This is a genomic window from Neorhizobium sp. LjRoot104, from assembly GCF_964253725.1.
In the GTDB taxonomy this organism is placed as follows: Bacteria; Pseudomonadota; Alphaproteobacteria; order Rhizobiales; family Rhizobiaceae; genus Neorhizobium.
Genome location: NZ_CAXURS020000001.1, coordinates 3921454 through 3937688, shown reverse-complemented (window position 1 = coordinate 3937688; position 16235 = coordinate 3921454). Strand labels below are relative to the sequence as shown.

The following is a 16235-nucleotide window of genomic DNA, read 5'->3' as shown; positions in this document are numbered from 1 at the left end:
ATTCCACCGACCCGTTTTCCCGACCACATGATCGCAATCACTTGGCGCAACGCTCTATTTCAGCGGGGTCCAGGCTGTGACCCAAACCTACAGCCGCTGGAGCAGCTCCGTCTTTTTCGTCGTGAATTCGTTGTCGGAAAGTATGCCCTTTGAATGCAGATCAGCGAGTCGTTCGATCTTGCTGAAGATGTCGTCAGGGTCGGAGGCTGCGGGTGCAGAGGGGGCGTTCGTGTTCGCGGGCGCCATCGAGGGAGCGGCGACATGTTCGCTCCGACGGGCCGGCGCCTCCTGCTCCTCTTTGGGGGTCGGCGCATGATCTGCGGCCGGCACGATTTCGAGGTCCGATACGCGAACGAGGCCATGCTGCGAGGTGAAGGTCAGCGACTGGTCGCCGCTCTGCTGCTGGGAAAAGCCGCCGATACCGTGATCCTTTGTATCGTAAACCGTGATCTGCCCGTTTACGTCGATCGCGAGGCGGCGGGTCGCGGGAAAGAAGGCGTAGCGAAGATTGTTCTGCGCGCCCGTCGACGAGGGCTGGCCGAGATGTTGCGGCCACGCACTGCCATGCGAACTTGCCTGGTAGAAGAAGCTGCTTCCGTCCCCCTGGCTCTGAGATTGATAGGGCCTGTCGACCTTCGGGCCGGAAAGTTCACCCGACCGGATATAACCGGCGATCTCCGAGCAAAGCATATCCACACGGTGCTTGAGGCCATTATTGAACATGTCGCCGATCATGATCATGCCGCCGCTTGACCATTGCCCCATGCCGCCAAGCTCGGGGTGGTTGAACTGGGCCTGGCTCGCATGGCCGGCGATCAAGGCCATCGCAAGGTGCTCGACGACGCCCGAGCTGAACCCGTGCCGCTGGGACAGGCCTTCGACAATGCTCTGTTCCTGGGGATCTCTCGTCACAGGCTGTTCTCCACTGGCTAGGTCTCCCCTTATGACATCTGCCCGGCCTTGAAGATAGGCACGCCGCGCCGTTTGCCGGTGCAGACCGTTGCCGGGGCCTGCAGCCCGCGGAACACCGGCTGTTGACCGAATGTTGATATGGTGAAATTTTTCGATCGTATTACTGCTACAGGCAAATGCGCCGGCGAGGAACTTTTTGGATATACCGGCATTCTTCATTTTCGGCCGGAAGACGAGGCGGGTATGCGATCAGTGAGGATGACCGAAGAACTGTGGCAGCACCTGCTTTCGCTTCGCGAGGGCTCACTGCGCCAGGTCGCGCTCTCCGCCGATGGCGATGGTTCCGGTCTCTCGCTCTACAGGCCGATCGCAACCCGCGGTGGGCCGCTGGTCCTGGCCCAGGTCGGCCAGTCTCTCGATGGCCGCGTCGCGACGCCGACCGGCGACGCCCAGGATGTGTCGGGCTGCGACGGGATTGCCCATCTGCACCGGTGCCGGGCGCTGGTGGATGCGGTGGTCGTCGGGGTCGGGACGGTGGTTGCCGACGACCCCAGTCTTTCGGTTCGTGCCGTCAGCGGCAAAAGCCCCGTGCGCGTCGTGGTGGATTGCAATGGCCGCATGCCGGAGCGAGCCAAGATGCTTCACGACGGGGGAACGCCCGTGCTCGTTTTGCAGGCCGACGACATTCCGCTCCGCAACGACCGGCACCGGATCATCCGGCTGCCGCGCCAGGCGGATGGGGGGCTCTCGCCGCGGGATATTCTCGAGGCGCTCGCGGAACGCGGCCTCACCACGGTGCTCGTCGAAGGAGGCGCAACCACCATTTCCCGCTTCGTCGATGCCCAGATGATCGACCGGCTGCATATCTCGATCGCACCGATCATCATAGGCTCGGGGCCTGCCGGCATTCGCCTTTCGCCGATCGACCGGCTGTCGGAGGCTCGCCGCCCCGAGGTTCAGGTCTACAATATCGGCACGGATATCGTGTTCGACTGCAATTTCCGCGTCGAATCGCAGCAGGTGACCGTTTCAGCAGGTCGCGAGGATGTCCTGATGGCCGACCTGGCATAGGCTGCCTTCGCGGTCGACCATTTTCCGCCGGAAATCGGCCCAGTCGCGGATTTCGCTCTCGTCGAGCTGGCCATATTCATGGACCGCACGCACCACACCGTCGAGAAACAGAAGCTGCAGGTCCCGATCGTCTGTCGCCATCATCCATGGGCTTTCGGCGGTCCTCACCGTATAGCCGTTCTCCCCGAGGCAATCCGCCAGCGTCTCCCACGCCCCGGGGCCAAGCGAGGAACCCAACCCCTTGTCGCCCAACTGGTGGGCGTTGAAGCTCGCAAGCACGGCCTCGTCCAGCGGATGCGGTTTCGACCAGCGCATCCGGCCGTCATAGTTGAGCGCCGCATAGAGGCTGGCGCGCCTCTGCGCGATATGGGCGACGAAACGGCGAATGAACAGTTCCGAACAGAGATCGAAGAGTGCCGACGCGGTCACGAGGCTGACATCGGCAAGCGGCAGCGCGCCGATCTCGTTGAGGTCGCCCTGGATGAGTTCGACAGCATCGCCATGCAAGCGGCGGGCTTCGTCCAGCAGCCGGTGGTCGTGGTCGAAAAGCCGAAAGTGAGCCGGCTTTCCAATTTTCGGGGAGAGCACGCGGAAGGTCGAGCCGGTGCCGCAGCCGATATCGAGGATGGTTGCTGCCGAGACGGTTTCGAGGGATTGGATCGCCGCCGCCAGCAAGTCCGCATCCCGTGCCCGAACATCCACGGGTTCACGCAGCGCCAGCCAATCCTTGTCGAAGCTGCTCACGATACCGTTTCCAGAAAGCCGGAGATGGTGACGGCGGTGTCCCGCCAGGAGGGAAGCCTGGCACCGGCGATCGCTGCGGCGTCGGCCATGGAGATACGGGTTTCGGGCTCCTCCAGCAGCCGTCGCAGAGCGGCTGCGAAAGCGTCCGGATCGTCCGGCGGCACCAGAAAGCCGGCGCTTTCCGGCACGACGTCCGGCACGGCGCCCGCCGCGCAGCCGACGATCGGCAGGCCCTGGGCGAGCGCTTCGGCAAACACCATGCCATAACCTTCATAACGGCTCGCCAGTGCAAAGATGTCAGCCCTGGCGAATTCGGAGCGCGTGTCGTCGATCTGCCCGGCGAGTTCGATGCGGTCACCCAGCCCGGACCGTGCGACCTGGCTTTCGAGTTCCGCTGCGACGCCGGGATCGAGCACCTTGCTGCCGACGATGCGGCAGGTCCATGGCAGATCGCGCAGCTTCCCGAGCGAGGAAATCAGTACGTCATGCCCCTTGCGCCGGGTCAACGTGCCGACGCTGAGGATCAGAGGCGGATCTCCGCTGCCGACAGCCAGCGGTGCCGGATCCATGCCCGGGATGGCGACCGTGATCTGTTCCGCCGGGATGGCGTAATTGGCGGCGAGTTCGGCAGCGGTGGCATGCGATGTGACGATCACGCCGCGAGTATGCGCCAGAGCCGCCTTCTCCCGGGCGGCCGCGGCCGCCTGCCGTTCGCTGTCGAGCCCCGTCTCCAGCGCCAGCGGGTGATGCACGAGCGCCATGATCTTCAGGCGTTTCGCTTCGCGCCCGGCCCATTCGTCCATGGCGCCGAAGGCCAGTCCGTCGATCAGGACGAGACTGTCGTCGGCAAGTTCGGAGAGCCTCCGTCCGGCATTGTTCAGCTGTCTTGCATTCGGGTTCGGAAAGCCGTCGCCGAGGGAGATCAGTTCGACATTCCAGCCGAGATCGCGCAGGGCCGCGACGGCGCGCCGGTCGTAGCCGTAGCCGCCGGTGCGGGTTTCAAGCTCGCCCGGATAGGCGAAGACAAGATCGCGGCTCACAGTTCGGCCTCGAACCAGCCGCGGGCGGTGTGCGATTCATGCAGCATGACCCGCAGTTTGCGGATGCGCGCGCCGCCTTCGCCGAGCCGGCCGCTCCTGATCGAGCGAGAGATGCAGTCGAATATGTGTTTGGCGAGGAATTCCGTGGTCGTCACCTTGCCGGCGAAGATCTCCAGGGTGTCGAGGTTCTGGTAGTTGAGCGGCGCCAGCACCTCCTTCAGTACGTCGGTCGCAAGCCCGATGTCCACGGCAAGCCCGTTCTCGTCCAGATCGCTGGTGAAGAAGGCGGCGTCGACCACGAAGGTTGCTCCGTGCATGCCCTGGGCGGGGCCGAAAACCGGGCGGGCAAGACTATGCGCGATCATGATGTGATCGCGGACTTCGACGGCGAACATGCGGGGTTCCTTCAATACTTGATGCGATGACAGAGCGTGGCGGCCGAGCCGATAATCCCGGCATAGTCGGCGGCGATGGTTTCGAACGGAGTTTCGCCCGAAATCAGGTGGTCGAGCCGGTCGTCGGCGAGAAGCTGGAGTGCTTTGCCCATGCGTCGCCTGGTGTCCCAGCGGGCGCGCCGTCCCGGCGGCAGGGAGGCCACCTGTGAGCTGACGATGGAAAGCCGCCTGGCGTGGAAAGCGCCGCCGAGGGGAATGTCCACATGCCTTTCGCCATACCAGCTGGCTTCGACGATGCGCGCCTCGATACCGGCGTGGTCGAGCGCCGTTGCCAGGGCGTCCGCCGAAGCGGAGGCGTTGATCAGCACGTCGCAGTCATGGGGCACATGATCGGGCAACGAAAAACGGAGGCCGAGAACCTTGGCGGTTGCGGCGCGCTTCGGCTCTATATCCGAGATCGCCACTTCCGTGCCGATGATCCGTGAGGCGAGATAAGCGACCAGAAGGCCGATCACGCCGGCCCCGAACACCGTGACCCGGTCGCCGGGTTGGATGCCGGCGTCCCAGGTGATGTTGAGCGCGGTTTCCATGTTGGCCGCGAGCACGGCGCGGTGTGGAGGCAAATCTTCCGGGAGCGGATGGACGGCGGAAACGGGCGTGCGAAAACGGTCCTGATGGGGATGCAGGCAGAAGACCGATTTGCCGACGAGCTGTTCAGGCCCTTCTTCGACCACGCCGACGGCGGCATAGCCGTATTTCACCGGGAAGGGGAATTGGCCGGCCTGGTGCGGTGCGCGCATGCGCTCATATTCGCTTTCCGGCACCTGCCCGGCAAACACCAATGATTCGGTGCCGCGGCTGATGCCGCTATAGATCGTTCGGACGACAACCTCGCCTTCGCAGCATGCGGGCAGCGTTTCCTGCCGAAGCGCGCAGAGGCCTGTCTCCTCGATCCAAAGGGCTCGTCCGTCCTTCTGCACCGCAGCATTCGCAGCTGTCTCACGCCTTGTCACGCTTCACACCTTTCACGCCATAACAATCCAGAGTTAGAGGCTTCGACGATGACGGCAAGGGAGTTGTTCGGCGAGAGGGCGAGAACGCTATCACGTTTATTTGACGCCGTTTTTGGCGATCCGACCTTTGCTGCTTTCCGTAGTGTTCTCCATGTAGTGTCTGGAAGGAAAGTGCCATGAGTGTTTCACGTCATGCTTGGGAGGAGGAAAGCGCGTCCGATGGCTGACTGGATGAATGTCGGGCCGCTTGACCCCCGGGCGGCACGCAGGGCTCGCCGCCTGCTCTCCCTCGACGCCTATGCGGTGACCATGACCGTCGCTGCCGCGCTGGTCGCGGCGATGCATTTCTTCGGCGACTGGCTCGGCATCGATACGGCGGCCGCGGGTTGTGCCTTCATCATCTATGCGGTGATTTCCGCCGTTGCGCTCGGCAATCTGCACACGCACGGGCACGGCCGTTTCGGCGCGGCGAATATCGTGACGACAATCCGCGCCGCGCTGACGTCGGTCTTGGGCGGGATGGTGCTGGCATCGCCGCAATTCGGCATCGGTTTCGATCAGGGCGCGTTATGGATGCTCGGTTTCGTGGTTGCCTTCGCGCTTGTCCTCGATGGCGTCGATGGTTTCCTCGCGCGGCAGGCGGGTACGTCTTCTCGGTTCGGCGCACGATTCGACATGGAAGTCGATGCGTTGCTGATCCTCTTCCTGTCGCTCGCAGCCGTCGTACTCGGCAAGGCTGGAATTTGGGTCCTGTCGATCGGCTTGATGCGGTATGCGTATGTGGCCGCGCAGGCGGTCTTTCCGGCTCTCAAGGGCGAATTGCCCCATTCGACGCGCCGCAAGGCCATCTGCGTCGTGCAGGGCGTGGCGCTCTGTCTGATGTTGTTTCCGGTCATCGCCTCGCCGGTCTCCACCGTGCTTGCGGCTGCGGCCCTCGCCTCGCTTACCTATTCCTTCGCGGTCGACGTGATCTTCCTGGTGAGTGCGAGCAGGAGCCATCATGCCGCGGCCTGATTTTTCCGCCTCCCTGGGCCTGACGCGTTCGCTGCTGATCTATTACGGCCAGCCCTGGCGGCGTTCTTCGCTGAAGCGGTTCTATGCGGGCCTCGTCCGCAAAGGCGATCTCGTTTTCGATATCGGTGCGCATGCCGGCAGCCGCAGCCGGACGCTTCTGTCGCTCGGCGCAAGGGTCGTCGCGCTGGAGCCGCAGCCGTTGTTTGCCGATTTCATTGCCAGATCCTTCGCCGGCGAAGAATTGACGCTGCTGCGCAAGGCGGTCGGCAGGGAGCCCGGCAGCGTCGATCTGCATATTTCCAGCCGCCACCCGACCGTGACGAGCATATCCTCGTCCTGGATCTCGAAGGTCGAGAAGACTTCCGGTTTCCGCAACGTGACCTGGGACCGGGTCCAGCGCGTGGAAATGACGACGCTCGATGCGCTGATCGGAGAATATGGCCAACCGGCCTTCTGCAAGATCGATGTGGAGGGGGCCGAAGCGGATATCGTCGCCGGGCTGGGGCATCCCATCCCGCTGATCGCCTTCGAATATATTCCAGCGACGATGGAAATCGCCGAGGAGGCGATCGGTCATTTGCGGAAAGTCGGTCCCTATCGTTTCAACCGGGTCGAGGGCGAGCGGCATCGGTTCGTCCATGACGAATGGGTAACTGCGGATGCCATGTTGGGCGAGATCGCGGGCCTTGCCGATCACGCGTCCTCCGGCGATATCTACGCTCGGCTGGAGGCCTGACGGTTCAACGTTTCCGTCTGCTCAAAAGTGCCGCCAGGATGCACACCAAACCGGGCGCGGATCCGACAAGCGCCAGTATGCCGTAGAGGATGCCGGCGGCCACGCCATCGGACGCGGCGTAACCGAAGAGCGGCCAGAGCGCCGCTGCCGCCGCCTCCCTGGCGCCCCAGCCGGCGATCGTCGCCGGGATCAGCATCGTCAGCAGACAGAGCGGAATCGCGGTGACCGCCGCAAGCGCCGGCAGCGGCGCGCCGACGGCCGCTGACGCAAGCATGAACATGGCGATATAACTTGCGACGATGACGACGCTGAACAACGTCTGCGCGATCCAGGCCCGGTCCTGCAGGAAGACCTGTGCCAGGGCTGCCTTCAGCCTCCCGAGCTGAGGCTGGATGCGGCGCGGCGGGAAGCGGAGCGCCAGCAGGAACATGATGGCGAAGCTTGCGACCGCGATTGCGAAGCCGGAGAGAAGGTGACGCAGGTCTTCCGGGATCGCTGCACCGCCGAGAAGCGGCCAGAGTATGACGCCGAAGGTCGCAATCAGGAAAAACACACCCTGTCCGGCGATCCGCTCGAAAAGCACGGCCTGGGCCGGCACTTTCCACCCATCATCACCATGCGCCCGGTTGCGAACGGCGCGAACGGCATCGCCTGCCACTCCCCCCGGCAGAAGCTGGTTGAGCAGCGTTCCGAGATAATAATCGCCGATCGCCCGGCCCACGCCCAGATGCTGGCGAAGCCGCGCCGCCGTGAACCGCCAGCGGAGCGCGGAGAGGACGATCTGTATCTGCACCAGAAGAAGCCCTGCCACCACATAGACCGGATTGGCCGAAACCAGGCCTGCGGCAATCCGCTCCGGATCGAAGCGCAGGATCACGGCAATGAGAAGTGCCAGGGCCGCGGATAAGCCTATAAGTTTCAGAAGACGCATCGGCCGAAGGTTTTGCAGGAACAGTAGCGCATGAACGAGTATCGGCCTTTTCGCCAGAGTGACGCCCTCAGAATAGGGCATATCGCGCGGCGCAAGGCAAATGGTTCGCCGGGTCCGAGGATCGCGATTTCGCTTGCCATCATGGTCGCTATCCTGGTCCTGCCTTCCAATTTCAGCGAATTCCCGGATCTGCGGTTTCCGCTGGAGATTGTCGGGATCGCGCTGCTGGGATCGGTGTTTACGGGGGCCGGTTTCTCTCTTCTGCGCTGGACCGTCACCCTGGCGCTTGCCGCGATGCTGTTCCTGAAGCTTGCGGATATCGGCACCGGCGCTGCCTTCCAGCGGCCGTTCAATCCCTATCTGGATCTCAAGATACTGACCGACGGCTGGAATCTGCTGAGCGGAGCCATCGGCGTCACGCAGGCGGTCGGGGTCATTTGCGCCGGTCTTCTGGCCTGGCTGGTCATCGCGGCCATTCTCTATTGGTCGCTTGGCGGCTTCCGGCGCCTCTCGGGCAAAGCCCGGCGTAAATCCGTTCTCGTCGGCGGTGCGGTGCTATCGGCCGGACTGGTGGCGCTTCTGGTTCAGAATCCCGATCGCCGCAATCTCGGCATCGAGGCGCATGCCGCCTCCTATCTCGTCAATCGCGTCACCATGGTGAAGGAGTCGATTGCCGATCTCGCCCGGTTCGAAGACGAACTGAAACAGGACCCGGTTTCCGCTGGCCCGCATTTCCCGGCGCTTGCCGGCATGGATGTCGTGCTGGTCTTCGTCGAATCCTATGGCCGCAGCGCGATCGAGGATCCGCGTTACGCGTTACGCACGGGCAGCCGGCTGGCCTCGGTCGAGAAGGAGATCGAGGCCGCGGGCCTGGAGGCACGCAGCGGCTGGCTCACCTCGCCGACGGTCGGCGGCATCAGCTGGCTGGCGCATGGCACGCTGCTCTCCGGCCTCTGGATCAACAATCAGGGGCTCTACGACCGGATGATCACCAGCGAGCGGAGGAGCCTCAACAACCTCTTCCGTTCCTCCGGCTGGCGCACCACGGCGGTCATGCCGGCGATCACGCTCGCCTGGCCGGAAGCGGGCTATTTCGGTTATGACAGCATTCATGCCGCCGCGGGGCTGGGTTATCGCGGAAAACCCTTCAACTGGGTGACGATGCCCGACCAGTTCACGCTCGAAGCCTTCGAGAGGCTGGAGCGTCCGGCGGGTCACAAACCGGTCATGGCAGAAATGGCGCTGATTTCCAGCCACGCGCCCTGGACGCCGCTCCCGTCGCTGATCGACTGGGATAAAGTTGGCGACGGCACCGCCTTCAACGCTCAGGCGGAAGGCGGCGATCCGCCCTCAGTCGTCTGGGCCGATCCCGACCGTGTCCGGTCGCAATACATCGCCTCGATCGACTACACGCTCGAAACGCTCGGCTCCTACATGGCGCGCTATGGGAAAAACACGCTGTTCATCCTGCTCGGCGACCACCAGCCGGCCTCGATCGTCACTGGCGAGGGCGCCTCGCGCGACGTGCCGATGCATATTGTTACCGGCAATCCGGACCTCTTGAAACGTCTCGACGGCTGGAACTGGCAGAAGGGCATGATCCCGCAGCAGACCACGCCGGTCTATCGCATGGACGAATTCCGCCGGAAGCTGGTCGAGAGTTTCGATTGATCCGCCCGCGTCGGGCCGAGCCATCTCATCAGGAATGGGTGCCGAGATAGCTCTCCATCAGCGCCGGATTGACGGCCATTTCGCTTGCAGGGCCGGAAAGGCGGACCTCGCCGAGCTCGACCAGATAACCCTCGTCGGCGATTTCGAGCGCGGCGCGGGCATTCTGCTCGACGAGCAGGATAGAGACGCCGGTGTTGCGCAGTTCCGAGACGATGTTGAGGATGTCGATGACGATCTTCGGCGCCAGGCCAAGGCTCGGTTCGTCGAGCAGCAGCAGGCGCGGCCGGCTCATCAGGGCGCGGGCGAGCGCCAGCATCTGCCGCTCGCCGCCGGAAAGCGTGCCGGCCAGCTGCTTGCGGCGTTCGGCCAGCCGCGGGAAGCGCGTGTAGACGTCCTCGCGCGTCTCGGCGCGCTCGGCGGCGCTGCGCAGGAAGCCGCCGAGTTCGATATTGTCCTCGACCGACATGGTGGCGAACAGTTCGCGCTTTTCCGGCACGAGGCAGAGACCGGCGGCAACGCGGCCTTCGACGGAGCGCGGCACCGGCGCACCGTCGTAGACGATCGTGCCGGAGGAGGGGACGATACCCATGATGGCGTTGAGCAGAGTCGATTTGCCGGCGCCGTTGGCCCCGATCACCGTGACGATGCTGCCCGGCTTCATGGAAAGCGAGATGCCGTGCAGCACCTCGGCGCGGCCGTAGGAGACATGGATGCCGGAGACTTCGAGCAGGTTCCCGCTCATGCGACACCTCCGAGATAGGCGGCGACGACCGCCGGATGTTTGCGCACGTCCGCCGGCTTGCCTTCGGCGATCAGGGTGCCGAAATCGAGCACCACGAGATGGTCGACGAGCCCCATGACGAAGCCCATGTCATGTTCGACGAGCAGCACGCTGACGCCCTCTTCCCGCAGTTTCCTGAGGAGATTGGCGAGTTCCTGCTTTTCGCCGTGACGCAGGCCCGCCGCAGGTTCGTCCAGCAGCAGCACGGCCGGGTCGGCGGATAGGGCGCGGGCGATTTCGAGGATGCGGATCTGGCCGAGCGCCAGATCGCCCGCCGGCCGGTCGCGATAGGCGCCAAGGCCGACGCGTTCGACCTGGAAGGCGGCTTCGGCAAGCAGCGTCGCCTCCTGCCTCCGCTCCAGCCGCAGAAAGCTCCTGAAGACGCCGGCCGAGCCGCGCAGATGCGCGCCGAGGGCGACGTTTTCCAGAACCGACATGTCCGGCAGGATCTTCGCGTGCTGGAAGGTACGGGCGATGCCGTGCTTGGCGACTTCGCGCGGGCTGTCGCCGGTCATCGGCTGGCCTTCGTAGAAAACCGATCCGCTGGTCAATGAAGCGATGCCAGTGATGAGGTTGAAGGTGGTGCTCTTGCCGGCGCCGTTCGGCCCGATCAGGCCGACCACCTGCCCGGCGCGCACTTCGAAGCTGACGTCGTTGACCGCGACCAGACCGCCGAAGGCTTTTCGCGCCTTTTCCACCTTGATGAGCGACGAGCCGGCCGGGGCGAGGGTTCGTTTGGCGAGCTTGTCTTCGGAGGCCGGGAGAGGCCGCGCGGGCCGCTTCGGCAGGAGCTTCAGCACAAAGGGCCAGAGGCCGTCGCGGGCGAGCTGCAGGGTTACCACCAGCAGGATGCCGAAAACCACCATTTCGAAATTGGCGGTCGTGCCGACCAGATCCGGCAGGAAACGCTGCAGCACGTCCTTCAGGATCAGCACGATGCTGGCGCCGAAAATCGCCCCCCAGACATGGCCGGAACCGCCGACCACGGCCATCAGCAGATATTCGATACCCATGCCAAGGCCAAACGGCGTCGGGTTCACCGAGCGCTGCATATGGGCGTAGAGCCAGCCGGAAAGTGCGGCAACGACGCCGGCAAACACGAAGACGGTGAGCTTGGCGCGGACGATGTTGACGCCGAACGCTTCTGCCGCCTGGCCGCCGCCACGCAGCGCCCGGATGCCGCGGCCAATCCGCGAGTCGAGCAGGTTTCTCGCGCCGATCGCGACCGCAATCACGAAGAACCAGATGAGGTAGTAGATCGACCCGTCGCTCATGAAGCGATATCCGGCGAATTCGACCGGCGGGATGCCGGAAATGCCGTCATAGCGGCCGAGGAGGTCGATCTTGCCGAACAGATAATAAAGCGCCAGACCCCAGGCGATCGTGCCGAGCGGCAGGAAATGGCCTGAAAGGCGCACGGTGATGAGGCCGAGCGGCAGGGCGGTCACCGCGCCGACGATCAGCGACAACGGCAGGGTGAGCCATGGCGAGATGCCGTAGTTGGTGCTCAGAACGGCAGTCGTATAGGCGCCGAAGCCGCAGAAGGCAGCCTGGCCGAACGAGGTGAGACCACCGACGCCGGTCAAGAGCACGAGGCCGATCGTCACCAGCGAGGCGAGGCCGATATTGTTGAGGATGGTCAGCCAGAAGGGCGGCACCGGCAGGAGGGGGATGACTGCCAGGAAAGCGATGCCGGCGAGGCCGGGTAATATGCGTTCGATCTTCATCGCTCACTCCTCTTCGTGGAAACCGCTGCTCAGCGACAGCCAGATCAGCACGGGAATGATGAGCCCGAAAACGATGACCTCCTTGTAGCTGCTGGCGAAGAAGGACGAGAAGGATTCGACGAGGCCGACGCCGATCGCGGCGATCGCGGTGATCGGGAAGCTCGCAAGCCCGCCGATGATCGCCGCCACGAAGCCCTTGAGGCCGATCAGGAAACCGGTGTCGTAATAGATGGTGGTGATCGGCCCGATCAGCACGCCGGAAACAGCGCCGATCGCCGCGGCCAGCGTGAAGGCGGTGACGCCGGTCAGATGGGTGCGCACGCCGACCAGCCGGGCGCCGAGCCGGTTGACGGCGGTGGCGCGCAGCGCCTTGCCGAGCAGCGTCCGTTCGAAGAACAGGTAGAGGCCGATGATGATCGCGATCGTCGCGCCGTAGATGCAGAGGCTCTGGGCGCTCACCATCAGCGAGCCGATGTTGAAATTGTCGTCCGCGAGCGGATTGGCGCGCAGGCCTTCGGCGCCGAAGAAAACGAGGCCGAGCCCCATCATGGCGAGATGCACGCCGACCGAAGCGATCAGCAGGACGAGCACCGATGCATCGGCAAGCGGCCGGTAGGCGATGCGATAGACGTAGACGCCCATCGGCGTGATTATCAGGATGGTGAGCAGGGCCTTCGCGACGGAGGGAAGCTCGAGCGGAGCGAGCACGGTGGTCGCTGCATAGATCACGCCGGGAAGCACCAGGTTGAGGCCGACGCTGCGCAGAAAGGTGCCGACATCGGTGCCGCGGCGCATGCTCCAGAGATCGAACAGGAAAGCAATCGCTCCGAAGCAGGCGAGAAGCGAGGTGGTGGCTGGCACCTTTCCGCCGTCGAGAAGCGCCAGCGTCAGCGCGCCATAGGCGACGAATTCGCCCTGGGGAATGAAGATCACCCGGGTGACCGAGAAGAGCAGAACCAGCGCCAGGCCGAGCAGCGCGTAGATCGCGCCGTTGGTGACACCATCCTGGATCAGGAAGGTCGCAATCATCGCGTCCAAAGAATTTCCCCCGATAAAGACGCTGAAAGAAGGCCCGGCGCGGACGCCGGGCCTCGTTCATTTGCCGGTTACTTGGTGATTTCGAACTTGCCGTTCTTGGCCGTGAACAGCACGACGGCGCGGTCGTCGAGGCCAAGGTGATCGTCGGCCTTGAAGTTGAAGACGCCCTGGCTTGCGGGGAACGGGCCGCCGGTTTCGATAGCGTCGCGGAGAGCGGCGCGGAATTCCGGCGTGCCGGGCTTCGCCTTCTTGAGCGCGACGGGGATGGCCTTCTTCAGGATGGCCATGGCATCGTTGATATGCGGGCCGAACTGGGTGCGGGTGCCGGGACCGAACTTCTTTTCATAAGCCGTGACATAGGCCAGGCCTTCCGGCTTGGTTTCCGCGGTATCGGGCAGGGATTCCGGCGCCATGGCCGGGCCGGAGGCGAAGATCGTGTTGTCGGCAGCCTTGCCGGCGATGCGCAGGAAGTCGAAGGTCACGGCGCCATGGGTCTGGTAGATCTTGCCGGCGAAGCCGCGTTCGCGCAGACCGATCTGCGGCAGCGCGGCACCGGTGCCGGAGGCCCCGACGAAGACGGCATCCGGACGGGCGGCCACGAGTTTCAGCACCTGGCCGGAAACGGAGGTGTCGGGACGGGCATAACGCTCCTCGGCGACGACCTTCAGGCCGTATTGTTCGCCCATCGCCTTGAACTGGCCCATCCACAGGTCGCCGTAGCTGTCCGAGAAGCCGATATAACCGACCGTCTTGATGCCGTCGGCCTTCATCTTGGCAAACAGGTTCCTGGCGATAAGGCCGGCATCCTGCGGCATCACAAAGGTCCACTTGCCTTTGGAAATGGCCGGCGGAACCGGCGAGCAGGAGAGGTGCGGCGTGCTGGTCTCGCCGGCGACACCGGCGACGGCGATCGATGCTGGCGTCAGCGCGGAACCGACGATGACATCGACCTTGTCGTCGTTGACGAAGCGGCGGGCGTTGGTGGTGGCAACCGAGGGGTCGCCGGCGTCATCGAGAACGATGACCTTCAGCTTTTCGCCGCCCACTTCGGCCGGCCACAACTCGACGGAATTCTTCAGCGGAATGCCGAGCGCCGCACCGGGGCCGGTCGACGATATGGTCACGCCAATCGTCACGTCAGCCAATGCGGAGCTTGCAAACAGGGACAAGGTCAGGACGGCAACGGGCGCCATTCCAGCAAAAAACCGGTTCTTCATAGGATCCTCCCAGGACAAAAGCGGGCGATCTCCTCCCGCCCTGTCATTTGTTTACAGGGAGATTGTTTCTTTGTAAACAATTCTGATAATGGTTATGTAAAGCTTACGAAGCCCGGCTTGAATGCGGCCGGGTGACCGGAAGTCCTACTCGGCATCGCGCCCCAGCAGCCGCATCAGGCCGGCCTTGCCGTTCAACTCCACCATATCGCGCGCCAACCTGGCGCGGCGTTCGATCAGTTCCAGCATGTCCATGAATGCTGCGGTCTTTTCGGGCGGCAGATCGCCGAACATGTATCTTTCGAGGGCGTCGATGCCGGCGACCATCTTTTCATAGACCGCCGTTCCCGCTGCCGTCAGCTGGATCTGGGCCCATCGCGCATCATGGGCGTCGGCCCGGCGATCGATCAGGTCGCGATCGACCAGTTCGCGGATCGCGCGCGACACCATCGCCTTGTCGATGGTGGTGAGCTTGCCGATTTCCATCGGCGAGATCGATTGATAGGAACCGATCGCGGACATGACCCGCCAGATGTTCAGCGTGAAACCGTTGGCCTCGCAAAGGAGGCTGACGAGCTTCATCATTTCCGCGTTGCTGCGCGCGAGCCGGTACGGCCCGACCCTTGAGAGCTTTCTGGTGGATGTGGGCCGTTCTTCCGTCATCCGATCAGGTCACCAGCGCCCGCTGCCTATATTCGGCGGTGTCCCAGAGGCGGTTGGTCATGATGTCTTCGAGAATGTCCACTGCTCCCAATACCTCGGCCTCGCCGATATAGAGCGGTGTGAAGCCGAAACGGATGGCATTCGGAGCGCGGAAGTCGCCGATCACGCCGCGCGCGATCAGGGCCTGCATGATCGCGTAGCCTTCCTCGTGCAGGAAGGAGATCTGGCTGCCGCGCTTCGTGCCATCCCGCGGGGAACCGAGTTTCAGCATCGGGCAGCGCTTTTCGACTTCCGCGACGAACAGATCGCAGAGCTTGATCGACTGGCGGCGCAGATCTGCCATGTCGACGCCCTCCCAGGCATCCAGCGCCGCGTCGAGCGCCGCGAGCCCGATGATCGGCGGCGTGCCGACCCGCATGCGGTCGATGCCGCCGCCCGGCCGATAATCGAGATCGAAAGCGAAGGGTTGTTCATGCCCCAGCCAGCCGGACAGCGCCGGCCGGACCCTGTCCGCATGGCGCGGAGCGACATAGATGAAGGCCGGCGCGCCGGGGCCGCCATTCAGATATTTGTAGGTGCAGCCAACCGCGAAATCCGCGCCCGCGCCAGAAAGATCGACCGGCAGGGCGCCGGCCGTATGGGCAAGATCCCAGACGGTGATCGCGCCGGCGGCATGCGCCTTTTCGGTCAGCGCCTTCATGTCGTGCAGACGGCCGGTGCGATAGTCCACCTCCGTCAGCATCACCACGGCGACGGTTTCGTCGATTGCGGCTTCGACCTCTTCCGGTTCGACGATCTTCAGCTCATGGCCCTTGCCGAGCGAGCCGATCAGGCCCTGCGCCATATAGAGATCGGATGGAAAGTTGCCGCTGTCGGAGAGCACGACCCTGCGTTCCGGCACCAGTTCCAATGCCGAGGCGAGTGCCTGATAGACCTTGATCGACAAAGTGTCGCCCATCACGACCGTGCCTTCCGCCGCCCCGATCAGCCTGCCGATCCGGTCGCCGATCCGGCGCGGCATCATCATCCATCCCGCCTGGTTCCAGCCCTTGATCAGCAGTTCGCCCCATTCGTCGGTCATCAGTTTTCCGACACGCTGCTTGGCAGCGAGCGGCAGCGGTCCGAGCGAATTGCCGTCGAGATAGATCACGCCTTCCGGCAGATAGAAGAGCGAGCGGGTCTTTTCAAAATCCGTCACCGGAACACCTTGCTGTTCGAAACCAAGAGTTTGAGGAGAGCCGAGCCCCCAGGCGGCGTAGACTAGAAGCTCGCGAGGGACGCGCAA

At 63.9% G+C, this 16235-nt stretch carries 16 protein-coding genes; 4 read left to right on the top strand and 12 right to left on the bottom strand.

The features are described 5' to 3' along the window. Window positions 1-87: 87 nt before the first annotated feature. Entirely contained in the window at window positions 88-912 is an 825-nt protein-coding gene (locus ACSQ8R_RS19295) for an SHOCT domain-containing protein (protein WP_436254859.1), read from the bottom strand. 258 nt (window positions 913-1170) lie between these two features. Between ACSQ8R_RS19295 and ACSQ8R_RS19290 the strand changes: the two genes are divergently transcribed. Further along, window positions 1171-1983, top strand: coding sequence for a RibD family protein (locus ACSQ8R_RS19290; RefSeq protein WP_436254858.1), 813 nt, complete (start codon window positions 1171-1173; stop codon window positions 1981-1983). On the opposite strand, the gene ACSQ8R_RS19285 is transcribed toward ACSQ8R_RS19290, so the two are convergent. From ACSQ8R_RS19285 to ACSQ8R_RS19270, 4 genes are read right to left on the bottom strand one after another with little or no spacing between them, the layout of a single operon-like run. After that, window positions 1942-2727, bottom strand: coding sequence for a class I SAM-dependent methyltransferase (locus ACSQ8R_RS19285; protein WP_436254857.1), 786 nt, complete (start codon window positions 2725-2727; stop codon window positions 1942-1944). The genes ACSQ8R_RS19290 and ACSQ8R_RS19285 overlap by 42 nt on opposite strands. Continuing rightward, window positions 2724-3767 (bottom strand): glycosyltransferase family 4 protein, encoded by a 1044-nt coding sequence (locus ACSQ8R_RS19280; RefSeq protein WP_436254856.1) that lies wholly within the window; start codon window positions 3765-3767, stop codon window positions 2724-2726. The genes ACSQ8R_RS19285 and ACSQ8R_RS19280 overlap by 4 nt, the downstream gene beginning before the upstream one ends. Next, window positions 3764-4162: a 6-pyruvoyl trahydropterin synthase family protein gene (locus ACSQ8R_RS19275; protein ID WP_436254855.1), complete on the bottom strand. Its 399-nt coding sequence runs from the start codon at window positions 4160-4162 to the stop codon at window positions 3764-3766. The genes ACSQ8R_RS19280 and ACSQ8R_RS19275 overlap by 4 nt, the downstream gene beginning before the upstream one ends. Window positions 4163-4173: 11 nt before the next feature. Further along, the gene (locus ACSQ8R_RS19270) at window positions 4174-5175 is read right to left on the bottom strand and encodes a zinc-dependent alcohol dehydrogenase (protein ID WP_436254854.1); all 1002 of its coding nucleotides are present in this window, start codon (window positions 5173-5175) and stop codon (window positions 4174-4176) included. Between the two features lie 219 nt (window positions 5176-5394). On the opposite strand from ACSQ8R_RS19270, the gene ACSQ8R_RS19265 reads away from it, so the two are divergent. Then, complete coding sequence (locus ACSQ8R_RS19265) at window positions 5395-6189, top strand: CDP-alcohol phosphatidyltransferase family protein (protein WP_436254853.1); 795 nt, start codon at window positions 5395-5397, stop codon at window positions 6187-6189. Then, a complete protein-coding gene (locus tag ACSQ8R_RS19260) occupies window positions 6176-6925 on the top strand; it encodes an FkbM family methyltransferase (RefSeq protein ID WP_436254852.1) in 750 nt (249 codons plus the stop codon). Before ACSQ8R_RS19265 ends, ACSQ8R_RS19260 begins: the two co-directional genes overlap by 14 nt. Window positions 6926-6929: 4 nt before the next feature. Here the strand turns inward: ACSQ8R_RS19260 and ACSQ8R_RS19255 are convergent, their stop codons facing one another. After that, window positions 6930-7856 carry a lysylphosphatidylglycerol synthase transmembrane domain-containing protein gene (locus tag ACSQ8R_RS19255; protein WP_436254851.1) on the bottom strand — a complete coding sequence of 309 codons (927 nt, stop codon included), beginning with the start codon at window positions 7854-7856 and terminating at the stop codon, window positions 6930-6932. A 30-nt stretch (window positions 7857-7886) separates the two neighbouring features. Here ACSQ8R_RS19255 and ACSQ8R_RS19250 point away from each other — a divergent pair, with 30 nt between their 5' ends. Continuing rightward, the gene (locus ACSQ8R_RS19250; RefSeq protein WP_436254850.1) at window positions 7887-9527 is read left to right on the top strand and encodes a sulfatase-like hydrolase/transferase; all 1641 of its coding nucleotides are present in this window, start codon (window positions 7887-7889) and stop codon (window positions 9525-9527) included. A 28-nt stretch (window positions 9528-9555) separates the two neighbouring features. Here the strand turns inward: ACSQ8R_RS19250 and ACSQ8R_RS19245 are convergent, their stop codons facing one another. The 6 genes from ACSQ8R_RS19245 to kynU form a co-directional block, all read right to left on the bottom strand. Then, on the bottom strand, window positions 9556-10269 hold the full coding sequence (locus tag ACSQ8R_RS19245; protein ID WP_436254849.1) for an ABC transporter ATP-binding protein: 714 nt from the start codon (window positions 10267-10269) through the stop codon (window positions 9556-9558). After that, complete coding sequence (locus ACSQ8R_RS19240) at window positions 10266-12035, bottom strand: branched-chain amino acid ABC transporter ATP-binding protein/permease (RefSeq protein ID WP_436254848.1); 1770 nt, start codon at window positions 12033-12035, stop codon at window positions 10266-10268. Before ACSQ8R_RS19240 ends, ACSQ8R_RS19245 begins: the two co-directional genes overlap by 4 nt. Before the next feature lie 3 nt (window positions 12036-12038). Further along, the gene (locus ACSQ8R_RS19235) at window positions 12039-13073 is read right to left on the bottom strand and encodes a branched-chain amino acid ABC transporter permease (protein ID WP_436254847.1); all 1035 of its coding nucleotides are present in this window, start codon (window positions 13071-13073) and stop codon (window positions 12039-12041) included. Between the two features lie 68 nt (window positions 13074-13141). Beyond that, window positions 13142-14290: an ABC transporter substrate-binding protein gene (locus ACSQ8R_RS19230; protein ID WP_436254846.1), complete on the bottom strand. Its 1149-nt coding sequence runs from the start codon at window positions 14288-14290 to the stop codon at window positions 13142-13144. Between the two features lie 144 nt (window positions 14291-14434). After that, window positions 14435-14950, bottom strand: a complete 516-nt coding sequence (locus ACSQ8R_RS19225; protein WP_436254845.1) for a MarR family winged helix-turn-helix transcriptional regulator — start codon at window positions 14948-14950, stop codon at window positions 14435-14437. 4 nt (window positions 14951-14954) lie between these two features. After that, a complete protein-coding gene (kynU, locus tag ACSQ8R_RS19220; protein WP_436254844.1) occupies window positions 14955-16148 on the bottom strand; it encodes a kynureninase in 1194 nt (397 codons plus the stop codon). Window positions 16149-16235 lie beyond the last annotated feature (87 nt).